This is a genomic window from Blastomonas sp. 34TW (genome assembly GCF_059803595.1).
The window spans coordinates 168,639-183,450 of sequence record NZ_JAPFGW010000005.1 but is presented as its reverse complement, the minus strand read 5'-3'; the positions used below and the strand labels follow the sequence as shown (position 1 = coordinate 183,450).

The following is a 14,812-nucleotide window of genomic DNA, read 5'->3' as shown; positions in this document are numbered from 1 at the left end:
TTGCGTCGGCAGCGATCGGTTGATTCAATGGCGGCGCTGAGGAGGCGCTGCGATTGTCTGATCTGTGGTTGTTGAGCGAGGCGCAGATGCGTCGGATTGAGCCGTATTTTCCATTGTCGCACGGCATTCCGCGGGTCGATGATCGGCGGATCATAAGCGGTATCATCTTCGTGATCAGGAACGGACTGCGCTGGCGTGATGCGCCGGTTGGCTATGGCCCGCACAAGACGATCTACAACCGGTTCATCCGCTGGAGCCGCCTGGGCGTGTTCAACCGGATCTTCGCCGAGCTGGCGGCCAAAGGCGGGAAGCCGGACCAGCTGATGATCGACGCCACTCACCTCAAAGCGCACCGGACGGCGGCAAGCCTCTTAAAAAAGGGGCTCTTCCCAGACGTATCGGGCGCACCAAAGGCGGGCTGAACTCAAAGCTTCACGCGGTCTGTGACGGCAAGGGCCGCCCGCTGATCATGCTGCTCAGCGAAGGGCAGATGAGCGACTACAAGGGGGCAGCGCTGATGATCGACGCCCTCCCCAAGGCCAAGGCGTTGCTCGCCGACCGGGGCTACGATGCTGACTGGTTCCGCCATGCCTTGGCCGAACGCGGCATCACCGCCTGCATCCCATCAAAGACGAACCGAAAGGTACGCATCCCGCACGATGCAGCACTCTACCGCCAGCGCCACAAGGTCGAGAACATGTTCGGCAAACTCAAGGACTGGCGCCGCATCCACACCCGTTACGACCGATGCGCCCACACATTCATGTCCGCCATCTGCATCGCCGCAACCGTCATCTTCTGGCTGCCGCAATGAGTCCTGAGCCTAAATGACCCACAAGACGCGAATTCACACCAGAATATTGTTCATCGAAAGCACCGCTTGGGGCATCGCATCAAATGCTACGGTCATGCGATGGGCGGCGCTCTCGAACGGCAGCGTTCCGTGCCACATATAGCTGGGGAAGATCACCAGCCGTCCTTCGGCAGGGGCAACTATCCTGCGGGGTGCAAGGTCCAGCCCGAACACGCTGTCGGGCACGCCGAACTGCAGCGCCCCCGCATTGTCATCGCCATGCGCGACTTCGGGCGGCAGGCTGATATAGCAGGCCGAGCTCAGCCAGCCCGCCGGATGGATATGGCTGACATGGAAGCCCTCGCTCGCCAGCCGCACCGACCAGGAGCCGGCAAATCGGATATCGTCGCCCATCCGTCCAAGGAACGGATGATCCATGTCGAAAGTCAGTCCGGCGAGCTGGCTGGCGATCGCATGATGGATGGATGCCTTGAGCCCCTGGATCGCGGGATGGCGCTTCTGGAACAGCAGGCCGCGCGTCTGGGTGCCGCCGCGCAGCGTCTGTTCGGCCGGGTGCAACTGCGTCGTGTGCAGCGCCTCGAGCACCGGCTTGAGCTCGGCCAGGAAGCTCGGCATGTCGCTCCAGCCTTCGGGAGCAGCAAGATCGACCGGCATCACGAACCGATCGTAATCGGCGAGCCAGGCTTCGCGCGGATCGTCCAGCAGCCGCCAGATGATCGTCAGCAGCGACCAGGCGGACTGGTCGTCGCGATTCAGCCGCGACGCTTCCAGGGCATGCGTCTCGGCGCCCTTCGCATCGCCCTGCGCAAGCAGCACATGCGCTAGGTTGAGCTGCGCGCTATGGCTGTCCGAATGCGCGGCAACCAGCGCTTCCAGCCGGGGCCGTGCCGCGTGCCAGTCGCGCGCGGCAATATCGGCGGTGGCGCGCAGGAACAGCATGTCGGGCGTATCCCCAAACCGCGCCAGCGCCTCGTCGGCCCAGGCGCGCATCTGATCGATTTCGCCCAGCGCCTTGGCCGTCGCGATCGCCGACAGCCATAGCGGCCTGGACCCGGGCCGGTCACCCAGCGACGCCCGATAGCCGTTCAACGCCAGCGCACTGCCCCCTGTCAGCTGCGGCAGAAGCCGGGCGAAGGTCTCGTGCGCATCGAGAAACTCGGGAAAGCGGGCGATGACATCGCGATACTGGTCGATCGCCGCGTCGTAACGACCCAGCTCGGCCAGCAGATGCGCGCGCAACGTATGGGTTTCCGGCAGGTCGATCCGGTGCCGCAGGGCCTCATCCACCGCCGCCAGCGCCTCCTCTTGCCGATCGGTCTCGCGCAAGGACACCGCCAGATTGTGCAACGCGCGCCGGTCGTTCGACTTGGCGCCGAGCACCGCGCGAAATCCTTCGATCGCCGCATCATGGTCGCCGCGCGCCTGGGCCAGAGCGGCGCGGAGTGCAGGCAGCCGGGCATCGTCCGGCTTGACCCTGCCAAGGTTGACCAGCGCCTGCTCGGCGAGATCGAGTTCGCTCATCCGCATCGCCAGCGCCGCCATGTCATGCCACGCGTCGACATAACCCGGGGCAATGGCTGCGGCGCGGTCAACCGCGCGCAGCGCCTCGGCAGGGTTTCCCAGAGCGTCCAGCACTTCGGCATAGAGCTTCCACAGCTGCGGGATCATCGCGTCTGCCTCGATCGCGCTCGCCAGCGCCTGGCGGGCATCGTCGAGCCTTCCGAGCGCGCGATCGATCAGCGCCCGCACGAACAGGCAGTCGGGATGCGCCTGGTCAGCGGGCGGCAGGCCGTAAAAGGTCAGCCGGGCAGCGGCGGCATCACCCGCCTTGAGCTGCGCCATCGCGCGAGGAATGATCTGCTGTGCGGGTCCGGGAGGTAATGCCATCGCGCATCCCTGCGCAAAGCTGCGCCCGAGCGCAACGAAAAAGGGCGGCCCTTGCGGACCGCCCTCTTGCTTGTCTCAGGCTGTGCCGAAAAGGGCTCAGCCCTCGGCATTTTCCTTCGCCGGACGGTTGTCGCGACGCTCGGCGATACGAGCGCGCTTGCCGGTCAGGCCGCGCAGATAATAGAGCTTCGCACGACGCACGACACCGCGACGGACGACGGTGATCGAATCGATGTTCGGCGAATAGAGCGGGAACACGCGCTCGACGCCCTCACCGAACGAGATCTTGCGCACGGTGAAGTTGGAGCCCAGGCCCCGGTTCGAACGTGCAATGCACACGCCTTCGTAATTCTGGACGCGGGTGCGGTCGCCTTCGACCACGCGCACGCCGACGCGAACGGTATCGCCAGCCCGGAAATCTGGGATGGACTTCTTCGACTTGAATTCCTCGATAGCTTCCGCTTCGAGCGTCTGGATAAGGTTCATCGACCTGTCCTCATGTTTTTCGCTGCGCACCAGAGGGCGACCGATCCGGAGTGCCCCCATGGCGCTCCCAAAGATCCGGCCGCCTTAGCCGTGTGATCTCCGCAGCCTGCGCTTCGCGCCAGGCCCGGATTTTCGCGTGATCCCCCGATCGCAGCACTTCGGGGATCGCACGCCCTTCCCAGATTTGAGGTCGGGTGTAGTGCGGATATTCGAGCAAACCGTTCTCGAACGATTCTTCGTCTCCGCTGGAAGACGCGCCCATTACATCGGGCAATAGCCGAACGCAAGCGTCAAGCAGCACCAAAGCCCCGGTTTCTCCGCCCGAAAGCACGTAATCGCCGATCGAAATCTCCTCGATCGGCCGCGCGTCGAACAGACGCTGGTCGAATCCCTCGAATCGCCCGCACAAGATGGTGACCCCCGGCCCCGCCGCCAGCTGTCGCACGCGGGCTTGAGTCAGCGGCGCGCCGCGCGGCGTCATCGCGATGACTGGGGCATGGGGAGAGCGTTCCAGCGCATGATCGACCGCGCTCGCCAGCACATCGGCGCGCAGCACCATCCCTGCCCCGCCGCCCGCCGGCGTATCATCGACGCTCCGGTGCTTGTCGGTCGCAAAATCGCGGATCTGGATGGCATCGAGCGACCACCGCCTCTCGGCAAGCGCCCGCCCGGCGAGGCTATGACCCAGCGGCCCGGGGAACATCTCGGGATAAAGCGTGAGGACTTGGGCAGCGAAGGTCATAGCGTCCAGTTCTCGACCTTCAGGCCGGGGATATCGGCGAAGTCGCCCTCGTTATTGGTGACGACAGTCGCGCCGATGCTCAATGCGTGAGCGGCAAGCAGTCGGTCGAAACGGGCTCGCTTGAAGGGCAATTCAGCATAGGCTCTTGCCGCGGCCTCATCAAATGGCAGCAGAGGTATCTGCAGCAGAAACGCCTCGACCACCTCGACAGGCGGCGGTTTACCCTGCTTTGACCCCAGAAAAATCTCCGCAAAGGTAACGGCCGAAAGCGCGACCTCGCCGGGTTCGCATTGCTCAAGACGATGCCGCAACGGCTCGAACGTTGCCGTCATGGCATAGACGGCACAGTCCGAATCGATCAGATAATGAACGCTCACCGGCCCAATTTCGACCTAGCATCGATGGAGCTTGGCCGCTCTTCGAAATCCTCGCGAACAGGAACATGCAGGCCCGGTGCCTTGCCCCAGAAACCGCTGACATCGATTTTCTTGGCCTGCTCGGGGGCTGGCCCGATCACAAGCGCACCATCCTTTTCGACGATGGTCCACTCACGATCCGGCTCGATGCCCAGCGCGGCGGGCATGCGGATGGCGACGGAGTTGCCCGACTTGAAGCTCTTTGCGCGATATTCCTTGCCCATCAGAGCCTCCTGTATATACGTGCTGTATATACTATTCGGCCCAGACCGGGTCAATGACGACGCGGGTTTCGTCGATTTCCCCCGCGGTCACCGGCACCATGAAACTCTTGCCGTCTTCGCCCACGATGTCGAGCACATCGCCCGCGCCGAAATTCTCGACCGCGCGCACGGTGCCGAGCGCGGCGCCGATTTCAGACACCACGGGCAATCCGATCAGGTCGGCATGATAATATTCGCCCTCGCCCAGCGGCGGGAGCGCGGAACGGGGAACGGTGAGTTCGGTGCCGCGTGCGGCCTCTGCCGCATTGCGGTCGGCGATCTCGGCAAAGCGCGCGATGCCGAGATCCTTTTGCGGGCGCAGCGACTTGAGCGTCAGCGCGCCGTTGTTGAAGCTCTTGTGCGCCTTCAGCGCATCGATCCCCGAGCCGAAGAGCTTCACGCGCACCTCGCCGGTCACGCCATGCGCGCCGACGATCACGGCCAGGGTGATGGGGCGATCAGACATTGCAGAACCGGAACCGGAGTGGCCGGACAGGACCACTCCGGCTCAGTCGATCAGCCTTCGGCCTGTTCGGCAGCGGCTTCTTCAGCCGGAGCTTCTTCAGCAGCCGGAGCTTCGGCAGCGGCCTTGGCGGCTTCTTCGGCCTCAGCCAGCTTGGCGGCCTTTTCCTCGGCGCGTTCCTTGGCCTTTTCGCCCGGCTCGCCCTTCTTGGGGTTCACGGTAGCCTTGCGCTCCTTGAGGCCGGCGGCATCGAGGAAACGGGCCACGCGATCGGTGGGCTGCGCGCCGACCGACAGCCAGTGCTTGGCGCGCTCTTCGTTGATCTTCACGCGCTCGCCCGAATCCTTGGCGAGCAGCGGGTTGTAGGTGCCGATCTGCTCAAGATACTTGCCGTCGCGGGGCGCGCGGCTGTTGGCGACGACGATCTTGTAATAGGGGCGCTTCTTGGAACCGCCGCGCGACAGACGCATGGAAATCGACATTGTAGACCTTACCTTTCTGATGAATTTGAAAAACGAAATCACTTCTTCTTGTTGAAATTCTGAAAACCGGGGGGAAGTCCGCCCGGAAGACCCGGAAGACCGCCGGCAATGCCCTTGCCGCCACCGCCGCCGAGCAGCCCGGCAATGTCGTCCTCGGTCGGCATCTTGCCGCCGCCAAGGCCGCCCATGCCGCCGTCTCCACCGCCGCCGCCGCCGAACATGGCAGCAAGGCCCTTCAATCCGCCCATCTTGCGGATCTTCTTCATCGCGCCTTCCATCTCCTGGTGCATCTTGATCACCCGGTTGACGTCCTGCACGGTGGTGCCCGATCCCTTGGCGATGCGGATCTTGCGCTTGGCGTTGAGAATGCCCGGCTTCTCGCGCTCCTTGGGCGTCATCGATCCGATGATCGCATCCATGTGCACCAGCACCTTGTCCTCGATGCCGCTGGCGCTCATCGCCGCCTTGGCCTTTTTCATCCCCGGCATCATGCCAGCCAGCGCGCCCAGCCCGCCCATCTTGGTCATCTGCCGCAGCTGGGTGCGCAGGTCGTTCATGTCGAACTGACCCTTGGCCATCTTGGCCGCAAGCTTGTCCGCGTCTTCCTTCTCGACCGTCGCCGCCGCCTTCTCGACCAGGCTGACGACATCGCCCATGCCCAGGATGCGGCCTGCGACCCGGCCCGGATGGAACGGCTCGATCGCGTCCATCTTCTCGCCCATGCCGACGAACTTGATCGGGCGGCCCGTGACCGCGCGCATCGAAAGCGCCGCACCGCCGCGTGCATCGCCGTCCATGCGGGTCAGCACGACGCCGGTCAGCGGCACCTGATCAGAGAAGTTCTGCGCAACGTTGACCGCGTCCTGACCGGTCAGCGAGTCGACAACGAGCAGGATTTCCTTGGGGGTCGCCTCGGCGGCGACCGCCTTCATCTCGTCCATCAGCTGCTGATCGACATGCAGACGGCCTGCGGTATCGAGCATCACCACGTCGAACGACTGAAGCTTGGCCGATTGCAGCGCACGCCGCGCGATATCGACCGGCATCTGGCCCGCGACGATCGGCAGCGTGGCGACATTGACCTGCTCACCCAGCACCTTGAGCTGTTCCTGCGCCGCCGGACGCTGCACGTCGAGCGAGGCCATCATCACCTTCTTGCCGTGCTTTTCCTTCAGCAGCTTGGCGATCTTGGCGGTGCTGGTGGTCTTGCCCGAACCCTGCAGGCCGACCATCATGATCACGGCGGGCGGCGCGACAGCGAGGTCGAGATCGCTGGCTTCGGAGCCCAGCATCTCGGTCAGCGCATCGTTGACGATCTTGACGACCTGCTGGCCGGGCGCGACCGACTTGAGCACCGTCTGGCCGACGGCCTGTTCGGTGACGGTGTTGATGAAATCGCGGACGACCGGGAGCGCGACATCGGCCTCGAGCAGCGCGATGCGCACCTCGCGCATCGCGGCGCGGACATCCTCTTCCTTCAGCGCGCCGCGCCCGCGCAGCCGGTCGAACACGCCGCCAAGGCGATCAGTCAGATTATCGAACATATCCGCGTCTCCTTCTGTCCGCCCAGATGGCTGCCCGCGCCGGCACGATCAAGGACACCCCGACCGCCGCACGCCAAACGCAAAAATCGCCGGTGGGCGAAACCTCGCCGACCGGCGCGCGCATGAACCGACAATGCGGTATAAGCGGCTGAACTGGGTGCCATGAACGCAGAACCTGCGCGCAAGGCTGACGCGCCCCTAGAGCAGCTTGCCGCATTTGGCAAGCCCCGACTGCCGAGCGCCGAGCAACCCTGCCGCGCCGAAGCCAGCGTTAACCGGCGGTTTACCACCACATCCCGCAGATTTCCGCGCCTCACCCCCATATTGGCGGTATTCGCATAAACACTCTTTTAACGATCCTTGCTTAGGTTGCCACCATTCGACCGGACTCCACGTCTCGGTTGAGGGGAATGATTGTGCCGCATGAGACCATCGCCAATCCCGGCAGCAGCCGCACCGACGACCTGAGCGGGCGCGTCACGCGCAGCCGCGATTTCGTCGCCGGCGGCATCATGACGGCGGCCATCGTCATGTTCATCGGCACCGCCGGCAGCATCATGCCCGATGCGATCCGGCACTATAACGGCGCCGCAGTCTCGCCCAACAGCATTGCAGTCAGCGCCTTGCTGCTCAACATCGCGCTGATCATCTTCGGCTGGCGACGCTACAGCGAACTGCACCGCGAGATCGCCCACCACAAGAATGCCGAGGAACAGGCCAAGACGCTCGCCGTCACCGATCCGCTGACCGGCTGCCTCAACCGTCGCGCGATCGGCGAGGCCACGGCCAGCCTGATCGCACAGGCGACGCGGCGCGACATGACCGTCGCCTACCTGATGCTCGATCTCGACAATTTCAAGAATATCAACGACATCCAGGGCCATGATGCGGGCGACAAGGTCCTGGTCGAGGTGGCACGGCGGCTCAAGGCGACGATGCCCCCCAACAGCCATGTCGCACGACTGGGCGGCGACGAGTTCGCCTGCACCTTCATCTTCGACGCGGACTTCCCCGAGACCGTGCAACGTGTGGCCGAAGACCTGATCGAACAGGTCAGCAAGCCGATCACGGGCCCTGCCAGCAGCGGCACCGCCGAACTCACCGTTACCGCCTCGATCGGCATCGCCCGCGCCGACCAGTGCGACAACAGCCTCGACGTTCTGATGCGCCGCGCCGACATCGCGATGTACGCCAGCAAGAAGCACGGACGGAACCGCTATTGCTGGTTCGATCCGCGCATGGAGAACGAGGTCCAGTTCCGCAACAAGATCGAATCGGGCATGCGCGTCGGCATCGGCCGCGGCGAGTTCGTGCCCTATTACGAGCAGCAGATCGATCTCAACACCGGCACGTTGATCGGGTTCGAGGTGCTGGCACGCTGGAATTCGCCCGAGCTCGGCCAGGTCTCGCCCGACATCTTCATCCCGATCGCCGAGGATACCGGCATGATCGGCGACCTTTCCGCCTGCGTCATCCGCCAGGCGATGGAAGATGCACGCGGCTGGGACCAGAGCCTGTCGATCTCGGTCAATATCTCGCCCGTGCAGCTGCGCGATCCGTGGCTGGCGCAGAAGATCGTCAAGCTGCTGGTCGAGACCGGCTTTCCGGCCAGCAGGCTCGAGATCGAAATCACCGAAAGCTGCCTGTTCGAGAATATGGGCCTGGCGCAGTCGATCATCGGCAGCCTCAAGAACCAGGGCGTGCGCGTCGCGCTCGACGATTTCGGCACCGGCTACAGCTCGCTGGCGCATCTGCGCGCGCTGCCGTTCGACCGGATCAAGATCGACCGCAGCTTCGTCACCTCGATGAACGAGAGCAAGGAAAGCCGCGCGATCGTCCAGACCATCGCGCTGCTCGGCGAGTCCATGGGCCTGCCGATCACCGCCGAAGGCATCGAGGATGGCGACTTGATCGCGCATCTTGCCGAGATCGGCTGCGCCAAGGGCCAGGGTTTCCATTTCGGCCAGCCGCTGTCGGTCGAACAGGCACGTCGCCTGCTGGCCGAGCGCAACCTGCTCGGCCTGGGCTGGACACCCCAGCCGACGGTCAGCGCGGAGCCCGAACAGTTCACCGAACCGCAGCTGCGCGCCGCGCGCGGCGAGTGATCGCGCTTCCCTCGCGGGCGCACCCGCGTTAAAGCGCCGCCATGGCGAAACACCGCTTCCACAAGATGCACGGGCTCGGCAATGACTTCGTCATTTTCGATGCGCGGAGCCACGATCTCGCGCTGAGCGGCGAGCAGGCGCGCGCGCTGTCCGACCGGCATCGCGGCATCGGCTGCGACCAGCTGATCGTGATGCGACCCTCGCAGCGCGCCGATTTCTTCATGCAGATCTTCAACCAGGACGGCAGCGAGGCCGCAGCCTGCGGCAATGCCACGCGCTGCGTCGTCGCGCTGGCGGGGCGCGATGTCACGATCGAGACCGCTGCGGGTCTGCTCGGCGGGACGATGGCCGATGGTGCCGTGACCATCGACATGGGTCCGCCGGGCCTCGACTGGAACGCCATTCCGCTGGCCTATGCCATGGACACGCTGACCATGCCGGTGGGCTGGGAAGAGCTGGCCGATCCTGTCGCGGTCAGCATGGGCAATCCGCACGTCATCTTCTTCGTGCCCGATGCCCATGCCGTCGAGCTCGACCGGCTGGGCCCGATCATCGAGCATGACCCGCTCTTTCCCGCACGCGTCAACGTCAACGTCGCGCATCTCGCAGACGATGGCCTGCACCTGCGGGTCTGGGAGCGCGGCGCAGGGCTGACCCAGGCCTGCGGAACGGGCGCGTGCGCTACCGCCGTCGCCGCGATTCGCCGCAAGCTGGTGACCGGACCGGTGCCCGTCCACCTGCCCGGCGGCACGCTGATCATCGACTGGCAGCCTGGCGGCCGTGTGCAGATGACCGGCCCCACCACCCATGTCTTTACCGGCGAGATCGACCTCTGACGATCATGGCCGATACCGCCGCCCCTGCCCGTGCCGGCCCCGAGATCATCTCGATGGGCTGCCGCCTCAACATTGCCGAGGGCGAGGCGATGCGCGCGCTTCTTTCAGGGCGCGACAACGTGGTGGTGATCAACAGCTGCGCGGTGACCAACGAGGCGGTGCGCCAGACCCGCCAGGCGATCCGCAAGGCGCGCAAGGCGCGGCCCGATGCCCAGGTCGTGGTGACGGGGTGCGCGGCGCAGACCGACCCCGCGATGTTCGCCGCGATGCCCGAGGTAGACCGGGTGCTGGGGAATATCGACAAGCTCGATGCTACGAGCTTCGATCCGCGCGCCAATGCCAAGGCCCGTGTCTCCGACATCATGGCCGTGCGCCAGACCGCGCCGCACATGGTCACCAGCTTTGCCGAACATGCCCGCGCGTTCGTCGAGGTGCAGAACGGGTGCGACCATCGCTGCACCTTCTGCATCATCCCCTATGGCCGGGGGAACAGCCGGTCGGTGCCCGCAGGGGCCGTTGTCGATGCGGTGCGCGCGCTGGTCGATACGGGCTATGCGGAAGTGGTGCTGACCGGGGTAGACGTAACCAGCTATGGCCCCGACCTGCCCGGATCGCCGAGCCTTGGGCTCCTGATCGAACGCGTGCTCAAGCTCGTGCCCAACCTGAAGCGCCTGCGCCTCTCGTCGCTCGACGGGGTGGAGGTGGACGACCGGCTGTTCGAGCTGATCACCGGCGAGCCGCGTATCATGCCGCATGTCCACCTGTCGCTGCAATCGGGCGACGACATGATCCTCAAGCGCATGAAGCGCCGCCACAGCCGCGCGCAGGCGATTGCGCTGGTCGAGCGGATGAAGGCGAAGCGGCCCGAGATCGCCATCGGCGCTGACCTCATCGCGGGCTTCCCCACCGAAGATGCGGCGATGCACGCCAACAACCTCTCGATCCTCGACGCCTGCGACGTCGTCCACGGCCATATCTTCCCGTTCAGCCCCCGCGCTGGCACGCCTGCCGCGCGGATGCCGCAGCTCGATCGTGCGCTGGTCAAGGCGCGCGCCGCAAAGATGCGCGCTGCTGCCCAAGCGCGGGCCGCGCGCTGGCGCGCCTCGCTGGTCGGCACCCGGCAGAACCTGCTGGTCGAGCGCGACGGGCGCACCGGCCATGGCGAGAATTTCGTGCGCATCGCTTTGCCCGCACCCGATCCTTCCCATATCGGGCGGATCGTGCCAGTGGCGATCACGGGACAGAGCGGCGACATGCTGACAGCGGAGATTGAAACATGAGCGAGGGCAGCTGGAGCGAGCGCCTGCTGGGCGGCTTTCGCAAGACGTCCGACAAGCTGACCCAGAACCTGACGGGGCTGGTCACCAAGTCGCGGCTCGACGAGGACCAGCTCGACGAGATCGAGGAAGCGCTGATCGTCAGCGATCTGGGGCCACAGATGGCAGGCAAGGTCCGCGCGCGGCTTTCCGAAGGCCGGTTCGAGCGCGGGCTCGACGAGGATGGCTTGCGCGAGATTGTCGGCGAGGAAATCGCCAAGTCGCTGCGCACGGTGGCCGAGCCGCTCGACATCATCGCCTTTCCGCGCCCGCAGGTCATCCTGGTGATCGGCGTCAACGGATCGGGCAAGACCACGACCATCGCCAAGCTGGCGCATCTGTTCCAGGAACAGGATTATGGCGTGATGCTGGCGGCGGGAGACACCTTCCGCGCCGCCGCGATCGGCCAGCTCAAGGTGTGGGCCGAGCGGCTGGGCATTCCCATCGTCAGCGGCAAGGAAGGCGGCGACGCGGCGGGCATCGTGTTCGATGCGGTCAAACAGGCGACCGCCACCGGCATCGATGTGCTGATCGTCGATACCGCAGGCCGGTTGCAGAACAAGCGCGAGTTGATGGACGAACTCGCCAAGATTCGCCGCGTGCTGGGCCGCCTCAACCCCGAAGCCCCGCATGACGTGGTGCTGGTGCTCGATGCGACCAACGGGCAGAACGCCCTGTCGCAGATCGAAACGTTCAAGGAGGTGGCGGGCGTTACAGGGCTCGTGATGACGAAACTCGATGGCACCGCGCGCGGCGGCATATTGGTGGCAGCGGCAGAGAAATTCGGCCTGCCCATCCACGCGATCGGCGTGGGCGAGACGATCGACGACCTCAGGCCCTTCGATCCCGAATATCTCGCGCATGTCATCGCCGGAGGCACCAAGTGAGCGAGGAAATGCCGCAGACTGCCGCCGCCGAAGCCGTGGCCGTGCCGAAGAAAAAGTCCGAGGGCAGCCTGCTGCCGCTGCTGCTCGATTTCGGCCCGCTGCTGGTGTTCTTCGCGGTGTTCAAGCTGACCCAGAGCGACGGCGCGGCGCTCGCCAGCACCCGTGCGGCGATCAATGGGACGCTCGCGTTCATGCTCGCGATCCTGGTCGCGGTGGCGGTGTCGAAATGGCGGCTGGGCCGCGTGTCGCCGATGCTGTGGCTGAGCGCGGTGCTGGTCGTCGGCTTCGGCGCGCTGACGGTCTATTTCAACGACGAACGCTTCATCCAGATCAAGCCGACGATCATCTATTCGGGCTTTGCCGCGCTGCTGCTCGGCGGCTGGATGATGGGCAAGCCGCTGCTGCGCTACCTGCTGCAAGCCGCCTATGACGGGCTGGACGAGACCGGCTGGCTCAAGCTCTCGCGCAACTGGGGGCTGTTCTTCGTCGTCATGGCGCTGATCAACGAGGGCCTGCGCCAGTTCCTGACCTTCGAGACCTGGCTAACGGTCAAGGTCTGGGGCGTCACCGCCTTGTCCTTCCTGTTCGCGATGAGCCAGATCCCGATGCTGATGAAGCATGGCCTGGCGCTTGAAGGTGCTGAAGCGAAAGATTAAAAGAGCGCGCTGCGGCCTCGGAACAACAAGGAATCGCGAGCCGGTCCGATGATCGGTGCAATGCGATCATGCTGGAATGATGAGGATGGCCAACAAGCTCTTTATATTTGCATCCCTTTTGGTCGTGTGTGTGCCGACATCGGGTTGGGCATCGCCCAAAGTCGATCGCGGCAACGGCTTTTTCTTCAACAAGCCCGGAGCAACTGCCGAACTTGCGACGCGCGAGACCGAAAGCTGTCGGAAGCTTGCGAGCGGCGCCGAATCACAGATCAACACCATTGACGTTCTTGCGGGCGGTATCGCCGCGGTCCTTGGCGGTGCGCTGGCCGATGGCGACCAGAAGCGGATCAACACGGAAAACTGCATGCTGATCCGCGGCTGGAACCTCTATGCGATGACGCGCGAGGAAGGCTGGGCGTGGAAGGCCTTGCCACAGGCTGAGCGCAACGCTGAGCTCGCCATTCTGGTCGGCGCCGAAAAGCCGGCACGCGGCAGCCTGCTGCGCACCTGGCACAACGACTATGCGGAGCCGGCGCTATGGCAAAAGAACTGATGGCCCTGTTCAGCCTTGCGCTGGCCACCCCGGCCATGGCGCAGCTTTCCGATCAGGTCGACCTCAAGAAGCCAGAAGGACCCGTGCCCGCAGCCAATGAGGCGATGATCGTGCTGCGTCCCCATGCGCTGGGCATGGTGGGCGACAACCGTATCCTGTTCTACCGCTATGACCCGGCCACCAGGAAGGTCGCGCTGGACGCACAGGGCAAGCCGGTCGGCACCAAGATCACGTACAGCTATACGGTTTTCGGCGGGAAGAAGGGCGAAAAGGCGCTGCGCGTGGCGATTGTCCCCGCGGGCGATTACGTGCTGGCAGGCCGGACGTTCAACATGACCTATACCGACGTCTTCTGCCTCGGCGCGCCGCACTTTCGCGTCGAGCCGGGCAGCGTCACCTATATCGGCGACTTCGAGATGCTCGCGCTGGAGAAGATGGCGGACGGAGGGCGACGCAATGCCATGCGCTATTCTGCGGACCTGGAAGGGACGCGCCAGCAATTTGCTGCGGCCTATCCCCAGCTGTCTGCGCAACTGGAAGGCTGGCAACCGGCAAACGGTGCAACCTTTCAGTGCCTGGGCGATGAGTTCGTTGCATATCGCGTCCCCACCAGCACCAAGCCCTGAAATGGAAAACGGGGCTGCGACATCGTCGTAGCCCCGCAATATTCCAGGCCTGGCTTGCTGTCCAAACTGCAAGCTAGGCTATTGGACCCGAGCGATCAACCTTCCTGGTCGGCGCGCTCGGTGCCCTTGCCGTCGAGGTTCTGCGCGACGAATTCCCAGTTGATCGCCTTGTCGAGCACGGTCGACAGGTAATCCGGGCGGGCGTTGCGATAGTCGATATAATAGGCGTGTTCCCACACATCGAGCGTCAACAGCGGCTTCATGCCTTCGTGCGCGACCGGCGAGTCCGCGTCGTGCAGCGAGGTGATTTCCAGCTTGTCGCCGTTCAGCACCAGCCAGGCCCAGCCGCTGCCGAAATGGCCGACGGCCTCGGCCTTCAGCTTGTCCTTGAAATCGGCGACCGAGCCGAAATCGGCCTTGATGCGCTCTTCGAGCGAGCCGGGGATCGACTGGCCTTCGGGGCTGAGGCAGTGCCAGAAGAAGGTGTGGTTCCAGATCTGCGCAGCGTTGTTGAACAGGCCCTTGTTGCCCTTTTCCTTCGCGGCGACGATCACCTTGGAGAGGCTCGCGCCTTCCAGGTCCGTGCCCTTCACCATGTCGTTCGCCTTGCCGACATAGGCATTGTGATGCTTGCCGTGGTGATAGTCGAAGGTTTCCGCCGACATCACGTCGCCAAAGGCGGTCTTGTCAAAGGGGAGCGGGGGAAGCACGAAAGCCATGGGTCATCTCCTGTTTT

At 64.6% G+C, this 14,812-nt stretch carries 18 protein-coding genes; 9 read left to right on the top strand and 9 right to left on the bottom strand.

Going from position 1 to position 14,812, the window contains the following annotated elements; all coding sequences use genetic code 11:
* Window positions 1-53: 53 nt before the first annotated feature.
* Window positions 54-814 (top strand): IS5 family transposase gene (locus OPU69_RS08795; RefSeq protein ID WP_498510428.1). Its coding sequence is split into 2 segments (ribosomal slippage): window positions 54-387 and window positions 387-814, totalling 762 coding nucleotides; the frame shifts between segments, so codons are not numbered across the junction.
* A 33-nt stretch (window positions 815-847) separates the two neighbouring features.
* Here OPU69_RS08795 and OPU69_RS08790 read toward each other — a convergent pair.
* The 8 genes from OPU69_RS08790 to ffh all read right to left on the bottom strand — a co-directional run bounded on the left by OPU69_RS08790 (window position 848) and on the right by ffh (window position 7,097).
* Window positions 848-2,701, bottom strand: a complete 1,854-nt coding sequence (locus OPU69_RS08790) for a putative 2OG-Fe(II) oxygenase (RefSeq protein ID WP_498510426.1) — start codon at window positions 2,699-2,701, stop codon at window positions 848-850.
* Window positions 2,702-2,797: 96 nt separating this feature from the next.
* Window positions 2,798-3,187 carry a 50S ribosomal protein L19 gene (gene rplS, locus OPU69_RS08785; RefSeq protein ID WP_023836465.1) on the bottom strand — a complete coding sequence of 130 codons (390 nt, stop codon included), beginning with the start codon at window positions 3,185-3,187 and terminating at the stop codon, window positions 2,798-2,800.
* Between the two features lie 10 nt (window positions 3,188-3,197).
* Window positions 3,198-3,929 (bottom strand): tRNA (guanosine(37)-N1)-methyltransferase TrmD, encoded by a 732-nt coding sequence (gene trmD, locus OPU69_RS08780; protein WP_498510424.1) that lies wholly within the window; start codon window positions 3,927-3,929, stop codon window positions 3,198-3,200.
* Entirely contained in the window at window positions 3,926-4,306 is a 381-nt protein-coding gene (locus OPU69_RS08775) for a type II toxin-antitoxin system VapC family toxin (RefSeq protein ID WP_498510422.1), read from the bottom strand. Before OPU69_RS08775 ends, trmD begins: the two co-directional genes overlap by 4 nt.
* A complete protein-coding gene (locus OPU69_RS08770) occupies window positions 4,303-4,569 on the bottom strand; it encodes an AbrB/MazE/SpoVT family DNA-binding domain-containing protein (RefSeq protein ID WP_060977135.1) in 267 nt (88 codons plus the stop codon). Before OPU69_RS08770 ends, OPU69_RS08775 begins: the two co-directional genes overlap by 4 nt.
* Window positions 4,570-4,600: 31 nt before the next feature.
* Window positions 4,601-5,074: a ribosome maturation factor RimM gene (gene rimM / locus OPU69_RS08765; RefSeq protein ID WP_060977136.1), complete on the bottom strand. Its 474-nt coding sequence runs from the start codon at window positions 5,072-5,074 to the stop codon at window positions 4,601-4,603.
* 50 nt (window positions 5,075-5,124) lie between these two features.
* Window positions 5,125-5,553, bottom strand: coding sequence for a 30S ribosomal protein S16 (gene rpsP, locus OPU69_RS08760; protein WP_060977137.1), 429 nt, complete (start codon window positions 5,551-5,553; stop codon window positions 5,125-5,127).
* Window positions 5,554-5,591: 38 nt separating this feature from the next.
* The gene (ffh, locus tag OPU69_RS08755; protein ID WP_498510419.1) at window positions 5,592-7,097 is read right to left on the bottom strand and encodes a signal recognition particle protein; all 1,506 of its coding nucleotides are present in this window, start codon (window positions 7,095-7,097) and stop codon (window positions 5,592-5,594) included.
* A gap of 26 nt (window positions 7,098-7,123) precedes the next feature.
* Here ffh and OPU69_RS08750 point away from each other — a divergent pair, with 26 nt between their 5' ends.
* The 8 genes from OPU69_RS08750 (at window position 7,124) to OPU69_RS08715 (ending at window position 14,076) form a co-directional block, all read left to right on the top strand.
* A complete protein-coding gene (locus OPU69_RS08750) occupies window positions 7,124-7,249 on the top strand; it encodes a hypothetical protein (RefSeq protein ID WP_498510417.1) in 126 nt (41 codons plus the stop codon).
* A gap of 264 nt (window positions 7,250-7,513) precedes the next feature.
* Window positions 7,514-9,202 (top strand): putative bifunctional diguanylate cyclase/phosphodiesterase, encoded by a 1,689-nt coding sequence (locus OPU69_RS08745; protein WP_155645994.1) that lies wholly within the window; start codon window positions 7,514-7,516, stop codon window positions 9,200-9,202.
* Between the two features lie 41 nt (window positions 9,203-9,243).
* Entirely contained in the window at window positions 9,244-10,038 is a 795-nt protein-coding gene (gene dapF / locus OPU69_RS08740; protein WP_060977139.1) for a diaminopimelate epimerase, read from the top strand.
* 5 nt (window positions 10,039-10,043) lie between these two features.
* A complete protein-coding gene (mtaB, locus tag OPU69_RS08735) occupies window positions 10,044-11,318 on the top strand; it encodes a tRNA (N(6)-L-threonylcarbamoyladenosine(37)-C(2))-methylthiotransferase MtaB (RefSeq protein ID WP_498510414.1) in 1,275 nt (424 codons plus the stop codon).
* Window positions 11,315-12,241: a signal recognition particle-docking protein FtsY gene (gene ftsY, locus OPU69_RS08730; RefSeq protein WP_023836455.1), complete on the top strand. Its 927-nt coding sequence runs from the start codon at window positions 11,315-11,317 to the stop codon at window positions 12,239-12,241. Before mtaB ends, ftsY begins: the two co-directional genes overlap by 4 nt.
* Window positions 12,238-12,897 (top strand): inner membrane-spanning protein YciB, encoded by a 660-nt coding sequence (locus OPU69_RS08725; protein ID WP_231729285.1) that lies wholly within the window; start codon window positions 12,238-12,240, stop codon window positions 12,895-12,897. The genes ftsY and OPU69_RS08725 overlap by 4 nt, the downstream gene beginning before the upstream one ends.
* A gap of 124 nt (window positions 12,898-13,021) precedes the next feature.
* Entirely contained in the window at window positions 13,022-13,450 is a 429-nt protein-coding gene (locus tag OPU69_RS08720; protein ID WP_498510411.1) for a hypothetical protein, read from the top strand.
* On the top strand, window positions 13,435-14,076 hold the full coding sequence (locus OPU69_RS08715; protein ID WP_156439035.1) for a hypothetical protein: 642 nt from the start codon (window positions 13,435-13,437) through the stop codon (window positions 14,074-14,076). Before OPU69_RS08720 ends, OPU69_RS08715 begins: the two co-directional genes overlap by 16 nt.
* Before the next feature lie 95 nt (window positions 14,077-14,171).
* On the opposite strand, the gene OPU69_RS08710 is transcribed toward OPU69_RS08715, so the two are convergent.
* A complete protein-coding gene (locus tag OPU69_RS08710; protein ID WP_498510409.1) occupies window positions 14,172-14,795 on the bottom strand; it encodes a superoxide dismutase in 624 nt (207 codons plus the stop codon).
* Window positions 14,796-14,812: the final 17 nt, after the last annotated feature.